Annotated in this window: 15 protein-coding genes and 2 pseudogenes; 12 read left to right on the top strand and 5 right to left on the bottom strand. The window is 59.3% G+C overall.

Annotated features, from left to right (window positions below; genetic code table 11):
* Positions 1-32: 32 nt before the first annotated feature.
* A pseudogene (locus tag ACVIHF_RS43220) lies at positions 33-1117 on the top strand (IS630 family transposase).
* 113 nt (positions 1118-1230) lie between these two features.
* Here ACVIHF_RS43220 and ectB read toward each other — a convergent pair.
* Both ectB and ACVIHF_RS43210 read right to left on the bottom strand, forming a co-directional pair.
* On the bottom strand, positions 1231-2490 hold the full coding sequence (gene ectB / locus ACVIHF_RS43215; protein ID WP_456794194.1) for a diaminobutyrate--2-oxoglutarate transaminase: 1260 nt from the start codon (positions 2488-2490) through the stop codon (positions 1231-1233).
* Positions 2491-2870: 380 nt separating this feature from the next.
* Positions 2871-3276: pseudogene (locus ACVIHF_RS43210) on the bottom strand (porin); the annotation flags it as partial.
* A 1219-nt stretch (positions 3277-4495) separates the two neighbouring features.
* Between ACVIHF_RS43210 and ACVIHF_RS43205 the strand changes: the two are divergent.
* The 5 genes from ACVIHF_RS43205 (at position 4496) to ACVIHF_RS43185 (ending at position 9042) form a co-directional block, all read left to right on the top strand.
* Entirely contained in the window at positions 4496-5818 is a 1323-nt protein-coding gene (locus ACVIHF_RS43205) for a patatin-like phospholipase family protein (RefSeq protein WP_456794006.1), read from the top strand.
* A complete protein-coding gene (locus ACVIHF_RS43200) occupies positions 5772-6050 on the top strand; it encodes a hypothetical protein (protein ID WP_456794005.1) in 279 nt (92 codons plus the stop codon). The genes ACVIHF_RS43205 and ACVIHF_RS43200 overlap by 47 nt, the downstream gene beginning before the upstream one ends.
* Positions 6051-6149: 99 nt before the next feature.
* Positions 6150-7430, top strand: a complete 1281-nt coding sequence (locus ACVIHF_RS43195; protein WP_456794004.1) for a hypothetical protein — start codon at positions 6150-6152, stop codon at positions 7428-7430.
* 14 nt (positions 7431-7444) lie between these two features.
* On the top strand, positions 7445-8338 hold the full coding sequence (locus tag ACVIHF_RS43190) for a hypothetical protein (protein WP_456794003.1): 894 nt from the start codon (positions 7445-7447) through the stop codon (positions 8336-8338).
* Positions 8335-9042 (top strand): hypothetical protein, encoded by a 708-nt coding sequence (locus tag ACVIHF_RS43185; protein WP_456794002.1) that lies wholly within the window; start codon positions 8335-8337, stop codon positions 9040-9042. Before ACVIHF_RS43190 ends, ACVIHF_RS43185 begins: the two co-directional genes overlap by 4 nt.
* A gap of 463 nt (positions 9043-9505) precedes the next feature.
* Here ACVIHF_RS43185 and ACVIHF_RS43180 read toward each other — a convergent pair whose 3' ends face one another.
* Entirely contained in the window at positions 9506-10906 is a 1401-nt protein-coding gene (locus ACVIHF_RS43180; RefSeq protein ID WP_456794001.1) for an aminotransferase, read from the bottom strand.
* An 11-nt stretch (positions 10907-10917) separates the two neighbouring features.
* Positions 10918-12396, bottom strand: coding sequence for an NAD-dependent succinate-semialdehyde dehydrogenase (locus ACVIHF_RS43175; protein ID WP_456794193.1), 1479 nt, complete (start codon positions 12394-12396; stop codon positions 10918-10920).
* Positions 12397-12588: 192 nt separating this feature from the next.
* On the opposite strand from ACVIHF_RS43175, the gene ACVIHF_RS43170 reads away from it, so the two are divergent.
* The 4 genes from ACVIHF_RS43170 (at position 12589) to ACVIHF_RS43155 (ending at position 16361) form a co-directional block, all read left to right on the top strand.
* Positions 12589-13065, top strand: coding sequence for an Lrp/AsnC ligand binding domain-containing protein (locus tag ACVIHF_RS43170; protein ID WP_438074221.1), 477 nt, complete (start codon positions 12589-12591; stop codon positions 13063-13065).
* A gap of 204 nt (positions 13066-13269) precedes the next feature.
* Positions 13270-13533 carry a hypothetical protein gene (locus tag ACVIHF_RS43165; RefSeq protein ID WP_456794000.1) on the top strand — a complete coding sequence of 88 codons (264 nt, stop codon included), beginning with the start codon at positions 13270-13272 and terminating at the stop codon, positions 13531-13533.
* Between the two features lie 658 nt (positions 13534-14191).
* Positions 14192-15061, top strand: coding sequence for a MurR/RpiR family transcriptional regulator (locus tag ACVIHF_RS43160; RefSeq protein ID WP_456793999.1), 870 nt, complete (start codon positions 14192-14194; stop codon positions 15059-15061).
* Positions 15051-16361 (top strand): glutamine synthetase, encoded by a 1311-nt coding sequence (locus tag ACVIHF_RS43155; protein WP_456793998.1) that lies wholly within the window; start codon positions 15051-15053, stop codon positions 16359-16361. The genes ACVIHF_RS43160 and ACVIHF_RS43155 overlap by 11 nt, the downstream gene beginning before the upstream one ends.
* Before the next feature lie 293 nt (positions 16362-16654).
* Here ACVIHF_RS43155 and ACVIHF_RS43150 read toward each other — a convergent pair whose 3' ends face one another.
* Positions 16655-16918, bottom strand: coding sequence for a hypothetical protein (locus tag ACVIHF_RS43150; protein ID WP_456793997.1), 264 nt, complete (start codon positions 16916-16918; stop codon positions 16655-16657).
* Positions 16919-17118: 200 nt separating this feature from the next.
* Between ACVIHF_RS43150 and ACVIHF_RS43145 the strand changes: the two genes are divergently transcribed.
* Both ACVIHF_RS43145 and ACVIHF_RS43140 read left to right on the top strand, forming a co-directional pair.
* Positions 17119-18123, top strand: coding sequence for a phosphotriesterase family protein (locus ACVIHF_RS43145; RefSeq protein WP_456793996.1), 1005 nt, complete (start codon positions 17119-17121; stop codon positions 18121-18123).
* Between the two features lie 691 nt (positions 18124-18814).
* Positions 18815-19870 (top strand): hypothetical protein, encoded by a 1056-nt coding sequence (locus ACVIHF_RS43140; RefSeq protein WP_456793995.1) that lies wholly within the window; start codon positions 18815-18817, stop codon positions 19868-19870.
* Positions 19871-19885 lie beyond the last annotated feature (15 nt).

The following is a 19885-nucleotide window of genomic DNA, read 5'->3' as shown; positions in this document are numbered from 1 at the left end:
TGTTTTGCAGGGCAACAGCGATGGAGCATTGGATGGCGCGGCTGGCACCCCTGATCCTAACCGGGGAGGAACGGACTGAGCTGAAGGCGTTGACAGGCCGCAGCAAGACGGCCGGCCCAAGCCCTCGCGTTGCGGGCCCGGATCATTCTGGCCCGTGCAGGGGGCAGCCAGAACAAGGAGGTGGCGGCGAAGCTCGGTGTGATCGAGACCACGGTCGGCAAGTGGCGCAGGCGCTTTGTGCAGGATCGCGTGGAAGGCCTGCGCGACGAGCCAAGGCCCGGAGCCCGCGGACGATCGATGATGCGCGCATCGAAGCTACCATCGTAAAGACCCTGGAAAGCCTTCCGAAGGATGCGACCCACTGGAGCTCGCCGGCATGGCAAAGGAAAGTGGACTGTCGGTCTCAAGCGTGCAGCGCATCTGGCGAGCCTTCGGTTTGCAGCCTCATCGGATCGAGACGTTCAAGCTCTCGACCGACCCGGATTTCGTGGCCAAGGTGCGCGATGTGGTCGGCCTCTACGTCTCCCCGCCCCAGCATGCCGTCGTCCTGTGTCTAGACGAGAAGCCGCAAATCCAGGCGCTCGACCGCAGCCAGCCCATGTTGCCGATGCACCCCCGGTCAGGTGGCGCGGCGCAGCCATGACTACACGCGCCACGGCACGACCTCGCTCTTGGCGGCGCTCGACATTGCGACGGGCAAGGTTATCGGCAAATGCTTTGCCCGCCATCGCGCCGCCGAGTTTCGCAAGTTCCTCGATGAGATCGAGGCTGCCGTCCCGTGCGGTCTCGATGTTCATCTCTTCATGGACAACTACGCCATGCACAAGGCCCCACTGATCCGCAACTGGCTCGCCAAACGGCCGCGCTGGCATGCCCATCTCACCCCGACCAGTTCTCCTGGCTCAATCAGGTCGAGCGCTTCTTCGCCCTCATCACCGACCAGAAGATCCGGCGCAGCATGTATCGCAGCGTCCAGCCCCTGCGCGTCGACATCATGGACTTCATCAGCCATCACAATGCCGACCTCAAGTCATTCCAATGGACCAAATCCGCCGATGATATCCTCGCCTCCATCGAGCGCTTCTGCCGTTACAATACTCAAGCACAACAATCGTAGTGTCGCGAATTTCTGGTTCAGGACACTAGCTTTGAGTGGTCCACGATTCGGTCTCGCTGTCGCTCCCGGCACCTCCAAGCGCTGCGGAATTGAAACCCGGTGACCGGTTAGGCTCATCTGGGGCGTTTTAGCGTTTGCACCAAAGATTCTTCGAATATGTCGATGCCGTGATTTAATGTCTTTGGGTCGATCGTGAGCGCGGGTAGAAATTTTACGACCTCATCACTGGGTCCGCATCTATCGATAATCAATCCCCTCTCAAATGCTCTTTGTGCCACCGTCTCTGCGATTCCAGCAACGTGGCAATCAAATCCCAAGGCTAGGCCGCGTCCTCGAACTGCAAAACCGTTTCCATGTTCGGATGCAATGGCTTCAAGCCGGCGGTGCATCAATTCCCCCATGCGCTGAACCCCTTGTGAAAACGCTTGGCTGCGCCAATAAATGTTTATAGCTGCCGTAGCAGATACAAGCGCAAGGTTGTTTCCTCTAAACGTGGCTGTGTGCTCTCCTGGCCGCCAAGCGTCGCGCTCCTCCTTGATCAAGAGCATCGACAACGGCAGGCCATACCCACTTAGCGACTTCGACAGCACAACAATGTCGGGCGACAATCCTGCGAACTCGAAGCTGAAGAATTCGCCTGTACGGCCACAACCCATCTGGATATCGTCAACTATAAAAAGAGCGCCAATATCTTTTGCTATGGCCTGCAACGATTGCAGCCATTGCTTGCCAGCTACATTGATTCCCCCTTCCCCCTGCACCGTTTCGACGAGAATGGCAGCTGGAGCATCGATACCACTACTCTCGTCCAGCAACACCTTCCGCAGGTAGTCAGTCGTATCAACGGTTGGCCCCAGATAGCCGTCGTAGGGCATGAAGGTCGCGCCAGATAATGACACGCCACTGGCTATGCGAAAAAGACGACCGCCGGTCACGGCGGTGGCCCCCAAGCTCAGGCCATGATATCCATGCGTAAACGAGATGACGTTCTGACGTCCCGTGATTTTGCGCGAGAGCTTCAAAGCTGCTTCAACGGCATTGGCGCCCGTCGGCCCAGTGAACTGAAAGCGATAATTCTGCAGACCCCGTTCGCGAAGTACAACAGAGTCGAAGGTCTCCATGAATTCGCGCTTTGCAGGAGTCGCCATATCAAGCCCGTGAATGACGGCATCCGACGAGAGATACTCAGTAATAGCAGCTTTGATTTCGCGATTGTTGTGACCGTAGTTCAGCGCTCCAGCACCGGAGAGGAAGTCAATTACTTCCCGGCCACCATCCGTTAGCATGATGGAACCGTGCGCCTGACTAAAAACACTCGGAAGCGAACGTGAGTACAACCGGACGTTCGATTCCAGCGTTTCGAACGCACGCATGTTAGCTGCCCCTCCAACTATCTCACCCATCGTCCGTCTCCTTTCCAAGCAAGAGGTCCACATTAGCAAGCACGGGCGTGTCAGGTGCGGACCGTGGACGCATCGCCCGAACGCACGCATGTCACTGCGCGTTTCGACGCGCATAAAACGCCTCGCACGTTTCTTACATGAGAACGGAAAATTGCAGGCCTACTAAGACTAGCAGTATCCTTGAAAGAGCCGGCGGACGAGAGCCACACACTTGAACAAGATAAGGCGCGTCAGGCAATTGACGCGACGGGAGGCCAGAGCACCTATCAAGAACGAAGATTGACTTCCTTGCAGGGCCTTTCCCGCGCCGGCCCAAATATCGCCGCAGCGGAAGATGCACCGAGGCGCGAACGCATGAACGTATAGTAGACACCCAGCGTGCCGCCAGCGACAGTCGCTCCACTATAGGCGGTCGAACCGTTCGCGGCAGTTGTGCCGGCACCGGCATAGCCGCCCGAATTCCAGGTGAATACGCTGTCGAAGAACGTGCGGACCGGGCCGTAGTCCGTCTGCGTGCGCGTGTCGATGGTCAGATCTTCACGCGAGCCGGTGCTGTAATAGTTGCGCAGGCGATTTTGCGCGCCAGCCGTCCCGCTGTTGGCCGTTGGCCGCATCATAGAGAGCGTTGGTTGCCAGCCCCGCCTGGACACGCAGATAACCACCGAGCCTGATGCAGGTATCAGTGCCCGGAATATAGAAGAACCCGGCACCATACAGGGAGCACGTCTTCACGTACTCGATGGCTTTGGCCTTCACGGGAAGATCGGCGGCCTACGCTCCGGCGCCGAACATTGCAGCAGAACAGACGACAATACCCTTCGTCAGTTTCATCGATGACCCTCCAGGATCGAAAAACGTGAGTCCCGTGCTCCAAAGAACCATCGCTGCTGATTTCGTCGCGACGGACTGTGCTCGACGGAACGACTCGAGGCCCCCTCGATGTCTGACAAAACGTTACCTAGGTACCGAAGTCGGGGTTCATCAATCCGGGCCCACCCAACCTCCAAATTCTGCGCGTGAGCGGGAGCATTCGCAGCTTTTGTGCGTTCGAGCGGTCAATCTTACCTCTACGGTCCTGGTCGATGGCTGTCTGCCGGCCGGGTGCCATCCACGAACCGCCGGTACTTCAATGAAGCGTTGATATGGAGCACTTGCTGACCGCGTGGCCAGATTGATTCAGGCGTCCTGCCCCGGGGCACCGGGACTCTCCCGGGGTGCAGCACGCCGATGAGTGGTTCGCCTTTGCAAGCCTCGCGATGGATACAGGATTGCGGACGATCGAAAATCGGTTGGCAGACCGGCTCGAGGCCTCCTGCCCTGAAACCGGCCGGACGGCAGCGAATCCATCCGGCTGCGGAGGCCCCGACCGGCGCGACCCGCCTGGCGGCGCTCGACAAATCCGGCCGGACCGCCCCCGGCCGCCCTTACCGGCCATGTTATCTGAACGACGACGACCGGATCGGAAGCCGTCGCGGCGGCACGACGTACGACGGCCCGACATCGCAATCCAGATCCGGGACGCACCCGTCACAAGGCCTTCCCAGGCGAGGGTCATGCGCGCTTCGCTATTGGTGAAATGGATTAGCATCACTGTGCGTGAGAGCGGACAATCAGCAAGATCTGGCGAGCCCTTTCCCCCTTCCCGTGCGGGCGACCTCAGGTTCGTCGTGGCTTCAGGCTCTCGTTCGGGCCGGGCGGGCAACATTGAAACGAACGGCGATGCTGCCTGGAAATGCGGACTGCTCCGCTTCCGGCGCCCCTGAAGACGGCACCGAACGAAGCAACCAGAGAGCGGGTGCGAACAGTACGGAATGGACGAACGCAAAGGGGACCAACAGCAACTAAAGATTGCCGACGACTGCAACGTGTGGCAGCTTTACGCGGCAGCTTTGAATTCAGTTATTTGAACCAGGCGATATTTCATCAGCGGGGATGTGCTTTCGTATTCCCTGCAAGCCAAGACGAGCAATAGTGGATGACCGTTCATTGCGCCGCTCCACGCAAGGAAGCCCCGGCAATTTCTGACGTTGGCGATGTACTGCTGGATGAGCTAGATGCGGTTCGCAGGCGCCGGGATTTAGACCCGCTCCAGACGGCAGAAATCCCCAAGGGGGCATCGACGGCGGATAAGGTCAAAGCCTATCAGGATGGCGTCAAGGAACTGCAGGACCTTTCCGCGTTGTGTCTGTCGGGTGGGGCATTCGCAGTTGCTGCATTTGCGCTGGGCGTCATCCAGGGACTTGCCGACCGCAGGATCCTTTCGAAGTTCGATTATCTGTCCACCGTTTCCGGCGGAGGTTATGTCGGCTCGTTATTGACTGCCTGGGTACAGCGCGCCGGTTATGATCAGGTCGAGGCTGAACTGCGGGGCGCCCTGCCGGCCAACTCGAAGATTTCACCGCTGCAGCATTTGCGCCGATATACGAGTTATCTCGCGCCACGTGCCGGCCTTCTGTCCACCGATACACTTACTCTCTTCGCGCTGTTCGTGCGGAACCTGCTGCTGAACTGGCTTATCCTGATCCCCGCATTGCTTGCCGGCATTGTCGGAGTAAAGCTGCTGGTCCAGCTTTGCCTGATCATTCCAAACGACAGCGCCTCCTGGATCGCCACTATCGGCGGCTTCGGTATCGCCATGATCGGAGCAGCGGTACTGGATTCCGTCCAGCAACGTCCCGGGTGGGGCGACGAATCGTCCGGCCGTGAGCGCTTTATCTGGTACGAGATGCTTCCAGTCCTGTTAGGCGGAAGCCTCATCAGCATTGCTGCACTGAAGTTTTACAGGTTTTCGTCAGAATCTGCGATTAACGCGACCGCTGCCGTGACCATGATCGGCGGCAGCGTGTACCTGATCGCGGCCGTGCTGGCATTGTCCTTCACGCGGCCCAGGCAGAGAGACGACACTTCGACATTCGAGAATATTCGCACGCTGTCCGCGATACGTTCGTCTGCAATAATCGCAGCCTTCACGGTATCAGGTGCCCTGACGGGCTACATTCTGGCTGTCATGGTCGGCGCCGTCGTATCATCGCAGATGTCGGTGGCTGACCTTTTGTCGGTCAGCCATCCGTCCTTCGTACAATTCGTCCTGATCTGCCTTGGACCACCGCTCTTCGTAGGAGCATCCTTTGCCAGCGAACTGCTGTACTGCGGTGTCACGAGCTATGTTCGATGGGGGGACGCCGAACGGGAGTGGCTGGCGCGCGCTGCCGGGTACCACGGACGGGCGGCCGCAAGGCTGGACGATCGCAATGCTGCTGATTTTCGGCGGTGCTTACCTGATCCTGCATTTTTTTAACAGCAAAGGCGGACAGTTGCCTACCATAACCACTTTGGCGGTCGGGGGTGGGGGTGCAGGTCTTGTTGCGAGCCTGATTGGAAAGGCCTCATCAACGGCAGCAGTTATCAAGAAGGGCTATGCGACAATCAAGGAACAGATCAGCGGCCCTGATTCTGGCGGTTTCGGTCCCGCTGTTTTTTGGGGTGCTCGTCAGCACACTCTCGGCGTTTGTCGACGGAACAATCCATGATGGCAAATTCATCGGTTTCGCAAAGTCACTCGAAAGCAGACCGCTGAACCAGCTGATGACATTCTTTGGCGCGGCGTTCGGGCTCGCCATTCTCGCATCATGGGCGATCAACACAAACCGCTTTTCCTGCACGGCATCTATCGCAACCGGCTTATCCGGACGTTCCTTGGCGCATCGAAGGCCGACCGAAGTCCAAATCATTTCACCGATTTCGACCAATGGGACAACATCCGGCTGAACGAACTCTGGCCTGCGGTAAAGGGCCCGGGCAAGCCGCCCCATCTGCACGTGATCAACATGGCGCTCAACGTCGTCGCCACCCGTGAACTCGCCTGGCGCGAACGAAAGGCACTGTCTTTTACGGCGACGCCCCTGTCGGTTGGCTGCGGTGATCTGCGGGATCCCGCGGAGCCGCCGGCAACTGACTTGCGATGGGCGAGAGGTTATTACCGCTCCACGGCGAAGTACGGAGGGCAACTGGACCTCGGAACCGCGATGACGATCTCGGGCGCGGCCGCAAGTCCCAACATGGGCTATCATTCCTCCCTCGGACTCAGTTTCTTGCTGACATTCTTCAACGTGCGTCTGGGCGCATGGCTGGGCAATCCTGGTCCGGCCGGCAACCACACGTTCGAGCATCGCGGTCCCGTGATTGCGGCCAAGCCGATGTTCGAGGAGGCGCTTGGGCTGACTGACGAAGGCAAGGCTTACGTCAACCTGTCCGATGGTGGCCACTTTGACAATCTCGGTCTTTACGAGATGGTGCGCCGCCGGTGCCGTCTGATCGTCGTCAGCGACGCGGGAGCCGATCCCAACTGTGCATTTGAGGACCTGGGCAATGCCTTGCGCAAGATCTCGATCGATCTTGATGCTGAAATCGATTTCCGGTCCCTCAAAATGGTCAAGCGCACGAATCCTCCGGCGGCGAGCGGATCCTACTGCGCAGTTGCAGATATTTCCTATCGTGAAGGCGGAGCCGGACTTCTTCTCTACCTGAAACCGGATTTTCAGGGAATCGAACCCGCACCGGTTCGAAGCTACGCGATCAAGAACGCTCAATTCCCTCATGAACCGACGATCGACCAACGGTTCGGGGAAACCCAGTTTGAGGCCTATCGAGCGCTCGGCCGCTTCGTTGTCAACAGCATCGACGGCGCGCCGGCCGGCACTTACTCCGATATACGCAGCTTCATCGAGGCGGTCGCAACGCGGAATTCGCAAATGGCCGCTGCTTCTGGTGATACTCGCAGCCTGATCGAGGCTGCAGTGAAACGCGCGACAGACGCGCTGGCAGGATTCCGGTCCGACGTGCGTGATCTCGCTGAAAAAGCGGCAGAGGGTTTGGTCGAAGCAGTTCCCGGCGAACCGGCCGGCAAGTAGGAATGGAGGGCTCCATGATCGGGTCAAGGCTTATTTTTACTCTGGCGGCCTGTATTCTCGGGCTGCCTGGCCAGGTTCACGCGCAATCGGTTGACGCTGATCAGCTTTGTCCCCGACTGCAAACATCGGGACTTTACTATGCTTACATGGGTTCTGACGGACAGGTCGTCACGCGCCTCGTAGGAAGTGGAAAACTGCACTATTCGGTCAACAGCAGGTTCATTTACTCACCGCCCGGGCCCCCGCCCGGCGACGGTGACGAGGGCGTGTGGCATATTCGGACGCAGACCACTGCAGCCGCCGCGCCTCGCGCAAACAGGGTTTATGTGTACCGGCCCCCGATCCTTTCGCGCTGCTCTGGCGGAAACCCGTTGCTGTCGTTCAATCGCGATGACCGCTTCGTTGAAATCAACAGATACGTAGACTATCACGCCGCGGATGGAAGCCGTGAGCAGGAACGTCAGCTGCACGATTACTTCCACTTCAAGATGCAGAACCCGGAGAACGGCGATTGCGCCAAAGGCATCCGGACGGATGATGCCAGCCTGCTGGGTCACTATGTCTTCCAGACAGTAAGAAGAGAGGACACGCCCACGGATTACGAGGTCGCAAGCACCATCGCGCCTCCGGCACATGCCGCTCCGAAGCCAGAACTTACCAGCCGCTACCAGGGACTTTCGTCGGAATTCGCGTACCGTGAAACATCTGGAATGGCCTGCGTCAGCTTCAGTCCGCCTCTGCCTACGGGACCTGTCCGGAGAACGGGCTGGTTCTCCGATGCCGAGTCCAATGCTGTCGAAGCTGCCACGGTCTGGAAGCCGAGAACCACATCGGTCGTTCTGAAGAGAGTTCGTGGCCGCAGGGTTGTTGAGCTGGTTAATCAGGTTATCAGCTGGAACGGACAATGATTTCTGTCGCGACGATCACCAGAGGTTATGACGAACTGCTGTCGTGGTCGCGTTTCCCGGTCAATCTGCTGGTGGCCGGTTACGGGCTTCGCCGGTGGGTGCCCAAGTTGATCTGGTTGGTCATTCCTCTTGAATATTACGTTATCACACGTTTCGCTGGCGGCGTTTCGACCGAAAGTTACCTGTCCGCGGTGATCTTTTCCGTGATCTGCGTATTGAGCTTTCTTCTGGCCGGGTTTGTTCTGGCGGGGATACTGCCGGCCAGAGTTGATCTGCAGAGCCGTCGTCGAGGGGCCGTTGCTGCGTTACTGATTGTCTGGGGTACCTCTCTGCTCCTGCTGGCATTGTCTTACTGGCTGACCCATTTGTGGTATGGGTATCCAGAGGATATTCTTGCAGACTTGGTTTATTACGTGTGGCCGTCCGGCCATTCGCCCCATAAGCCCGGCCCCCAGAATTTCATCTCACATTTCGGATATGCGGCTCTCGCCGCCATCATTGATTCGTTGGTCATTCACGGGATTTCGAAGCTCCGCCTGTCCGGTCGCTCTGCATTCGGGACGGCGGAAAGGTCTCCGGCGATCGAATGGATCTACGAACCCAACCTGGTTTTCATTGCGGTTGTGGTCGCTCTGCTGATGATGTTTCTCCACGCCACGACAATAGCGGAATTCACTGACGTCCTGAAGGATTGGGGCGCATAGACGAGCCTTCCGGCGCCTCGCAAGGGCGGGCACGAACTCAACTCCGCACGATCATTGTGAAGATGCACGGGTTGGGGCCTGCTTCGCCGGACACGCGCAAAAGTGTGCACATGAAGGGCTGAACGTCCATCTCGCGATATGTGCGGCGACACGCTGCGTCATCGGCATCCGCTTCACACCTAAAGAAGGAGACGGCGATCGCTCTCCTGCGCTTCAACTTTCGGGACGAACGTTCGTTAGCTAGCCACCGAGGAGAAGGCCAGTTACGATCCTGTCGCACCTGCACTTCTCTTCTCTGGGAATTCTGATTTCGCTTCTGCGTCCCCTTTTTCCGGACAAGCTTTACCCCCGGATGAAGAATGTCCCGTCAGCGGCGGCGCCCCCGGCGCACAATCACTCCAGCGATCAACGAAACGGTCGACCAGAGCTGCCGACGCCCCAGCCGCGGAGCTGAGGTCCACTTTCAGGCAAGGGCCGATTCCTTGGAGAGCTCGTCGAGCACCTGCCTTGTCGCTCCGTGCGCGAGTTCAACAATCTCGTCGATCTCGGCTTCCGATACGACGAGGGGTGGAGCAAAACCAAGAATGTCCCCGTGCGGCATCGCGCGGGCAATCAGCCCGCGATCACGGGCGGCTTTCGAGATGCGGGCACCGACCTTGAGCTGTGGATCAAATCGCCGTTTCGTGTGGCGGTCTGCGACGAACTCGATCGCGCCGAGCAAGCCAACGCCTCGCACTTCCCCGACGATCTCGAGCTGCGCGAAGCGTTCGTTGAGCTTCTTCTGGAAATGCGCGCCGACGACCTTGGCACGATCGCTCAGTCGCTCCCTTTCGACGATATCAAGAACCGCGTTGGCTGCTGCGGCCGCGATGGGGTGTCCGGAATACGTATATCCGTGTGAAAATGCCCCGACCCTGTCCGCGGCTTCCTCCATGACCGCGTACACCCTTTCACCAACAATGGCTGCCGAGAGCGGTACGTAGCCGGAGGTCAGACCTTTGGCGACGGTCACGAGATCAGGCTCGATCCCGTAGAGCGTGCTGCCGAAATCCGCGCCGGTACGCCCGAATCCACAAATCACCTCATCGGCAACCAGAAGCACGTCGTGCCGTCGAAGCACGGCCTGGATTTCATGCCAGTAGCCCGCCGGCGGCGGCGTGATGCCGCCCGTCCCCAGCACAGGCTCGGCGATGAAGGCGCCGACTGTTTCGGGCCCTTCCCGCAGGATCAGCTCTTCCAGCTCGGCAGCACGCCGCCGTGAGAAGGCCTCCTCGGTCTCCCCTAGCTCGGCGCCCCAATAGTGGTGCGGTGCACCTGTGTGCAGGATGCCTGGAAACGGAAGGTCCATATGATCATGGTAGAACGACATCCCGGTCATCGACCCGGAAACGACCGAACAGCCATGATAGCCGCGCTCACGCGAGATGATCTTTTTCTTCTCTCGCTTGCCGCGCAGGTTGTTGTAGTACCAGACGAGCTTGGCCTGGGTTTCATTGGCGTCCGATCCGGACAGCCCGAAGAACACCCTGGCCGGCTTGCCCGGCGCCATTCGCACGAGGCGATCAGCCAGCGTTGCCAGCTCTTCGGTCGTGTGCGCAGCATATGTATGATAGTAGGCCAGCTTGTGAGCCTGCCGCGCGATGGCCTCGGCCACCTCGGTTCGACCGTACCCGATATTGACGCAGTAGAGGCCGGCAAAGGCATCGATATAGCTGCGACCTTCGGCGTCCTCGATGCGAATGCCCTGGCCGCCCGTGACGATCGTGGGATCGCCAATCTTGCCTTGGGCGAATTCCTTGAGCTGGGTGAATGGATGCAGGACACTCGAGCGATCCCGTTCAGCGATGGTTTTTATGTCATTCATTTCAGTTTCTCCTAAGCTGCCAGATCGCCGAAGCAGACGTATTTGAGTGCCATGTATTCTGCCAGGCCGTGTCGCGAGCCCTCGCGGCCGAGGCCGGACTGCTTCCATCCCCCGAATGGAATCGGCGGTCCCGTGAACGAGGCCGTATTGATACCGAGCATGCCGCACTCGATCTGTTCGGAAAGACGAAGTGCCCGACGCAGATCGTCCGTGTAGACGTACCCGGCCAGCCCCATCTCATTGGCATTGGCCCGGGCGACAACCTCGTCTTCAGACCCGAACGGAAGTACGGCAGCCACCGGCCCGAACGTTTCCTCACGCGCAATGAGCATGTCTTCAGTGACGTCGCCCAGCAGCGTCGGCGTAACGAAGTTTGGACCCGCACCGGCCTCCTGATGAGCACAAACAATGCGCGCGCCCTTCTTCACTGCATCATCGATCTGGGCTCTGCACTTGTCGGCGACCGACAATCTGGTCATCGGCCCGATGTCTGTTGCAGCTTCCAGACCATGGCCGACTTTCAGGTGAGCCATTGCGTCGGCGAACGCCTTGAGGAAGTTCGCATAGATGCCTTTCTGGACATAGATGCGGTTGGCGGCCAGACAGTCCTGGCCTGACGTGGCAAACTTTGCGGACATCGCCCCCTCGACTGCCTTCTCAAGATCGACGTCATCAAAGATCAGGAAAGGAGCATGTCCTCCCAGCTCAAGAGAGACCCTCTTGATCGTGTCGGCAGCACCCTCAAGCAGCAGACGACCGACCTCGGTAGATCCGGTGAATGAAAGCGCGCGTATCCTTGTGTCGCGTAGCAGCGGCGTCGAGAGCTCGACCGGGCGACCAGTCACGACCTGAAATACACCACGGGGAATGCCGGCCTCTTCGGCCAGCCTGGCCACGGCAAGGGCAGAAAGCGGCGTTTCGGGTGCGGGCTTCACAATGACCGGACAACCGGCCGCAAGAGCGGCCCCCGCCTTTCGGGTCATCATCGCAACAGGAAAATTCCACGGAGTAATCGCTGCCGCGACACCGACCGGCTGCATTCGCACCTGAAGCAGGCTTCCCGGCTTGTGGCTCGGGATTGTCTCGCCGTATGCACGCTCTCCCTCCGCAGCGAACCAGTCGAGAAATCCGGCACCATATGCAATCTCCTGGCGCGCCTCCTTGAGTGGCTTGCCCTGCTCGCTCGTCACCAGAACGGCGAGTTCTTCGGAATGCTTGAGCATCAGTGACGCCCAGGACCTGAGGATCGCTCCACGCCTTGCCGGCAACGATCCCCGCCACGCAGCAAACGATTGATCAGCCGCCGCAATCGCAAGCCCCATATCCAAAGCTGAACAACGGGCCACATCGGCGATCTCTTCCCCGGTCGCCGGATCGACCACCACGTCTCTGTGGTCGCTCGCAACCCAGCGTCCGTCGATCAGCGCATCTCCCGCCACAAAATCGCGACGGCGCAGGTTCTGCAGGTGGCTGGCAGCAAGACCTGGCAAACCAGAGCTTCTGTGCCTGACAGTTTCAAAGTCCATTCAAAGGTCCGAATCGGTCATCTTGTTGAAATTTCCTGTGCATTCAGGATACTGATGCCGCACAAGACATTTGCATCGCATTTTCTGAAGCCCGGATGATTTCCTGCATCGCGCAGGCATTTTGCGACGAAATTCACCTCAAGGCTGGAGACGACCATGCAGTACGATCGGATAGACGCCCGAATCCTCGAGATCGTGCAAAAGAACAATCGTTTGACATCCGAGGTGATCGGCGAGATGGCGAACCTTTCAGCGACCGCATGTCAACGACGACTGAAGAGGCTCCGTTCAGAAGGCATCATCGAGGCCGATGTCTCGATCGTTTCTGCGAAGGCGGTCGGAAGGCCTATTCAAATGCTCGTGCTGGTTAACCTCGAGCGCGAGCGTTCGGATATCATCGACAGGTTCAAGAAAGCGATCAAGTCGTCCGTTGACGTCGTCAATGGATTCTACGTCACCGGTGACGCCGACTTTGTGCTGTATGTTACCGCCCGTACCATGGAAGAGTATGAGCAGTTCACCCGACGATTCTTCTATGAGAACCCCGACATCAAGGGCTTCAAGACGATGGTCATCATGGATCGCGTCAAGGCGGGCTTTGCTGTTCCAATTGAGTCTCCGCCCGAGGATTAATGCTGCCGTTCCGCTTCACCGATCGTCAGGCGTACTGATCTCGCGACAGGGCGCCGATCATTTGATCTCAAGCCAGAACTCATCTCGCCTTGCGTGCGCGGCCGGTCATATCCGCGCCTCGCGCTTGAAGTCCTGGCTCACGGCGTCGGACCCGGCACGGGAAGCTCGTATTCGCTTCGCACATCGACTGTGCCGACGCAGACGATGGTGCCGACGCGGCGAGCGAGCCTGTCGACGCTGTCGCGGATCGCTGATATCAATGGAAGCCGAAATCCGGAACTCGTCCGCGAGCGCCCGGACGCTGATCGCAGCAAGTCCAATCCCGGCAACGCGCGTCTGGTCCAGCAGCCGGCCGAGCGCGGCATGCATATCGCTCGTCTGCAACTCGAGAATAAACATGCTGGCTTCCTTTTGCTATTGTCTGCGCCGCAAAGGAAGGGTGCTGCATGCCGGATTTCCGGGCAATGACCGCAAACGCATGATTCCCTTACCCAACGGGCGGCGTCCTCGGGACTGCTCACTTTCATCCATTCTGCAGAGCACCGCAGTTCCGCGCCGCTCGTTTCTTGCTTGCGAATACACTCACGAGTTTGAAGCTGGCGGATATACCCGCGAGTTTGAGGTAAGAGGCATCGCTCGTGCTGCGCATCGGAATGCACCTGGCCTTCATTCACTGTCGAGGTCTCTCGATAGCAACGCCCGTGCCACTGCATTCAGAGCCTCAAGTTTGCGGCCGGCCTTTATGCACGCCGGCATCCAGGCTGTTTCGAAGCCGACAGTCCGTCGTCGCTGTCTAAACCTGGACAAAATCAGCCGTGTCGGCGCGCAAAGATCGTAGCCGGCTGTTCCTGGGCAGTCGCCGGAACAGAAATCACGCAGTATCCTTGAAAATCGCTAAGGATCTGCCGGGAAGATTTCTTCTCTAATCTCGGGCAGCGGGCTGCCGGAAGCGTGTCGCGCAAGGCCGCGTGCCCGGCACCGCCCCACCGGATATGGTTGCCCATGCCCGCCACAGGAGCGAATAAAACTTTTCGTTCAAAGCATGACACACCTTTTTATTTGACTATTTTTTTTCACAGCTGGTAGGGTGGAACAGATATCCCGTTCTTCAGCTTCCGCAGCCATCATGACCGTACGTGAAACGATAAGGCGTGAAAGTGCCAACCTGACCGCCAGCGAGCGCAAGATTTCGAATGCAGTGCTCGCGGATTATCCCTTCGGCGCCCTCCAGACCATCCAGGAACTGGCCGAGCGCACAGGCGTCAGTGCGCCCTCGATCACACGCTTCGTCACCAAGATCGGCTTTGCCGGCTATCAGGAGTTCCAGCGCCAGTTGATAGCAGAATTGCGGGAAAGCCGGCGCTCGCCGCTGGAGCTCAAGGCCACTGAAAAGCCCGGCAGCCGTCGTGCATTTCTGGCCGACTACGCACGGCGGGCCTCCGACCGGATACAGGAGATGAGCGCAAGCGTTCCGCAGGAACTCTTTGACCGGATCCTTGAGCTCATTGCCGATCCCGCCCGCGCAGTGTTCGTCCTCGGCGGGCGCGTCAGTGACAGCATCGCCGGTTTTCTCTCGGTACACCTCAAGCAGATTCGGCCGAAGGTATATCATCTTCCGCCCAATCCGGAGCACTGGCCGGACCAGCTGCTGGCAATCCGCAAGCAGGATGTCGTGGTCCTGTTCGACTTTCGCCGGTACCAGCCCGACCTGCAGACGCTCGCAGATATCGTCGCAAGGGAGTGCCGGCCGTCGATCGTGCTGATCACCGACAAGTGGATGTCGCCGATCGCCCGTCACAGCGACCATGTCGTTGCCCTGCCAATCGAAATTGAAACAGCGTGGGACACTCTCGTCTGCGCACTCACCCTTGTCGAGGCCTTGATCGTCAAGGCATCGGAATCGAACTGGTCGACGACGAAAAAACGGCTGGAGGCCTGGGACAGACTTCGTCTTGTGCCACCGGATCAGCCTTCGGAGGAAAAAGATGATCGCTGAGGAAATGCTGATTGCATGCTGCACGGATCTCGCCGGCAAGGTTCGTGGCAAGGCGTTTCCCGCTGCGCAGTTCGACAAGCGCGCAAAGCGGGGCATTGGCTGGACGCCGACCAACGCCCAGATCACGTGTTTCGACACCATTGCCGAAAGCCCGTTCGGCTCACTGGGCGACCTCGTCCTCATTCCCGATGAAGCTGCAAGGGTGCGCGTACAATTGAGCGAGGATTTGCCGGTGGAGCATTTCGCGCTCGGTGACATCCGCCACACTGACGGTCGGCCTTGGGAATTCTGCACCCGTTCGATCCTCAGAAGTGCTCTAGAGCGCCTTGATCGGGTTACCGGGCTGACGCTGCTCGGGGCTTTCGAGCACGAATTCCAGTTCCGCAACGAAGCGGGCCGAATGGGAGATGCATACAGCGTTCACGGCTTCCGCATCGAGCGCCGCCTGGCGGAAGCACTCGTTGCAGCCATGCGCGCCGCAGGTCTGGAGCCGGACACATTCATGAAAGAGTTTGGCGCGGGGCAGTATGAAGTCACGATGGGACCCTCGCGTGGGATCGCCGTAGCAGATCAGTCTTCGATCCTGCGCGAGCTCGTCCGCCTCGTTGCCAACGTTTACGGGAAGGACGTTACGTTTACCCCCATCAGGGATCCTGCCGGCGTAGGCAACGGCGTCCACATTCATCTCAGCTTCCTCAATGCCGAGGAGCCCGCAACGTGGGATCCGAACGGCAAACATGAGCTTTCCAGGATCGCAGGCCGGTTTGTTGCCGGCATCCTCAAATATCTTCCCGCGATTGTCGCGATCACGGCGCCGAGCGTCATATCCTACCTGCGGCTTACACCACATCGCTGGAGTGCGGCCTTCAATAACCTCGGCTTCCGCGACCGCGAGGCCGCCGTACGGATCTGTCCCGTTTCTGATCTGAGCGATATTTCCAGGGCAGCTCAGTTCAATTTCGAATTTCGCGCTGCCGATGCCACGGCAAGCCCGCACCTGCAACTGGCCGCCATCGTACACGCCGGCGTCCAGGGCATTGAAGAAGAACTGCCGACACCGGACGCAACCACCGAGGACCTCTCGCTTCTTGATCCGTCGGCTTTGGCGGCGCGTGGATATGTTCGCCTGCCAACATCCCTGCCCGAAGCACTTGATCGCCTGCTGGCGAATCCCGCGGTAACCGGCTGGTTTCCCGCCGGGTTCACCGAGACATACGCAAAGCACAAGAAGGGAGAGATGGCGTTCGTTGAGGGGAAAACCCAACAGGAAATCTGCAGCCTGTATGAGCAGGTCTACTGAAGGACGGAAAGCTCCGTAGCTCTACGGCGCGTGACGGCCGAGGACGCTTCAGGAAACTGCTATTCCTACCCTGCATCCGTGAAGCGTGGACTGCATGCCGGCCGGGTCTGCACATGAGAAATTAGCATCAATTGCGCATGATATTTGGCGACGAGTCAAAGTTGCCCGCCGGAACAGGGATCGCCGCCCCGATCGACGTGACGGCAAACGGTCATTGAGGGTCACGCAACACCTGTCTACCCCCTTGCCATTGCGACATGCGGGCGCCTCTCCGGTGATGCCGGGATGCTTTGTTACGCCTTCACCTGCGCCTTGCGGTTGAACAGGCCATCTAGAGGCCTGGGCCGGAAAGCCTTCCTGATAAGGCCATGCATGGCCATGATCCCGAACGGGTAGCGCTGCCCCAGCTGAAGAAAGCAGTTCGTGCCAACGGCTGGCAGGACGCAGCCATGACGGGGCCGGCCGACCACGTTTTTGATATCGAGTTGTCGGCCCGCGCGGCACGCCAGGTCCTTTTTGTCCGGAAGAAGACCTTTGACGATCGGGAATCTGTCCATGTGTTGCAAACGCGACAATTACCCCGAAATTCCGCAGCAGTCTCTGTCGACATACCTGGCCCAACTCGTGCACCGGAACGAAGCAGTTCAATCCGCCAGCCGGAGCCGCGCAGCGCCTTGCGCCGCACCTGGGCAGATGCCTCCGCCCGGAAGGCGAGCGGATATGCGCCCGGACAGGGCACGCAAGGAGAGGTGGCGCCATGATGATCGAGACCGTTACGGGGGCGATCCCGGTCGAGAGCCTCGGACGCACCCTGATGCATGAGCATCTGTTCATTGCTTTCCCGGGCGCCTGGTTCGATCCGCTTGCCAGATACAGCCGCACGGAATTGATCGCGGAGGCCGTCCGGCGACTGGTGCAACTGCGTACTGAACATCAGGTGCGCACGTTCGTCGACCCCTGTCCAATCGAACTCGGGCGCGACGTCACCCTGATGAAAGAGGTTTCTGAAAAGGCCGGCATGCAGATCATCTGCACGACGGGATTCTATTACGAGGAACGCGGGCTGCCGTTCTACTGGCGCGCCCGTAGCGAAGACGAGATCGCGGAGCTTTACATCCGCGAGATTACCCATGGGATCGGCGAAAGCGGCGTGAAGGCGGGCGCTCTCAAGGTCTCGACGAGCGCGCCGGCCATCACCGGTCAGGAAAAGAAATTTCTCGCCGCTGCGTGCATTGCACAGAAAGCGACGGGAGTGCCGATTATTACCCACACGACAGATGGCTGCGGCGGGCCTGAACAGCAGCAGCTGTTCGCAGTCGGCGGTGTTGCCGCCCATCGATGCCTGATCGGCCATTGCTGTGGCAACGCCGATCACCTTTACCATCGGCGGATCGTGGATGGCGGTTCCTACATCGGGTTCGATCAGATCGGAGCCAACCACTTCCAGCCTGACGATGTTCGCGCCAGCAATGTGGCGAAGCTCGTGCGCGATGGCTTTCGCGCGCAGGTCATGATGAGCATGGATCGCCTCTGCGGCCACCTCGGCAAGCCCAGTGCGCGCCGGATGACTCCCGGGGAGATCGCCAGGATCGAAGAGCAGAAGTCGCGAAGGCTTTGGCAAGAGCATACCTACATGTTCACCGACTTTATCCCGATGCTGCGCGCCCGCGGCGTGAGCGAAACCGACATCACCGCAATTTTGGAAGACAATCCCCGACGTTTCTTTGCCGGTGCGGTTCCGCCGGGAAACCCGGCAAACTAGAGCGCGCGCGCCACACTGCATGAGGCGCGGGCGAAGCCGTTTCGCTGCACTTCGGCTGAATGATTGAAGCTGCACCAATGCAGCGCGGTCAAGCCGTCGGTCCAGGGCCAACTGGTCGGTGAGTTGATCTGACGTCGGCAAATTGAATCGCTTTGGCTGGACTTTTTGCCACCGAACTCTCTTCGAAGGCCCAAGAGGATGACGACTTGACTGGAAGTACTCATCCTGGAGCACCGCAATGATGGACCTGTAGCAGAGTTCCACTGCAGGTCGGGATCAGCCAGCCTGGGGCAAGAGGAGGCACGATGGGCAAGTGCCGACAGAGATGCTGCCGTCGAGACAGCCCGGAGAGGAATACAGGCTGGAGAAGCTGGCGGCGGAGATGTCACCTGACCTGGAAATGCTGCTGCACGTGATCCTTCGAAGGCATGGTACCCGCCGGAAGGTGTGTGCAAGGTGGCGATAACGTCGCAGCGGCTGGCAGATGTCCATTCCCGGCCAGCCCGGCGAGGAGTTTGCCCCCAGGAACCGGCGCCTTCGAACAGCAGGGCGGAGCAGTGTCATGGCCGGCCAGGCTTAGCCCGTTGGCGAACACCGCAAGTCGTCCCGTCCGCACGTCGATACAGAGCGATCGCCGCTGCTCGCGCGTCCTGAAAACCACAATGAAGCAATGCCCCTCACGAGGACGCGCATGGACCTGAAGGTCAACCCGATCGACGCCGACTTCATTCCCGCTCAAAGCCGCGCTGACTATCATCGGCGATCCCTGCTCGGTCTGTGGCGCAAGGCAGTCCGGCATCCTGCCACGCGGCATCAGTTTCCGGCCGGGGCTGCACAACCGACGCTGGCCGACATCCCGTCAGCCTGGGGAACGGTGGGCGTGAGGGATGTCTACGATCACCTCGAGCATCTGAATTCGTCTGCTCTCCCGGAGGCCGGCCGATCATGCCCCCGCTCTGACGTTATCCTTTCCGCAGAGGGCACAGCGAGAACGACAAGGATCCTCATCGGAACGCATGAAGAGATTCTGTACAACGCATGCTTCGATGGAAAGGCATACTGCCTTTCGGGCATCACCAGTGGAGACAGGGTGCTCGTGCTGGGCGGCAGCGGGACCTGGCTGGTGGATGATTGTAGTTTCTATGCTTTGTCACGAACGGCGTGCACGATCATACCGGTCAGGGATTACAGGAGAGGAGGAGAGATTGCTGAAATCATGCGGGCGCTGCGGGCAACCGCAATCCTCGGATCTCTGGGCGCTCTCCTTCCGCTCCTGACTTACCTGGAACTTCGCGATCTGACTTACCCCGGGATTACGCACATTGTTCAAGGCCGGGAGCTGCTGTCCCGGCAGCTTCGATCGAGACTCGTGCAGCGGTTCGGGGAAGATTTATCCTTCCACTCTGTCTTTCAGACGCCGGATCACGGCGCGGTCGGCTTCCAGTGCCCCTCGTGCAGGCCTGGCGAATACCACCTTCATGAGGGCCTGATCTACGCCGAGCTCAGTCCGAGGGACGATGACAGCGCGACAGAGCTCGTTATTTCAAACCTGCACCGCTCCCGCATGCCCGTTGTCCGGCTCCGGACCGGCGACTACGCTGAATGGACTGATGCCGAGGGATGCTGTCCGTGCGGGCTGACCTCCAGAAAAATACGAATTCTGGACAGAACAAGCGAACAAGCGACGACGCGTGATAACGCGGTAGATGCGCACCCGATTACGCAAACCGGCAAAATACCGCCTTGATGGCATCGATCCTGG

This window comes from Bradyrhizobium sp. USDA 4506, from assembly GCF_054058795.1.
This window is presented reverse-complemented; position numbering and strand designations above follow the sequence as displayed.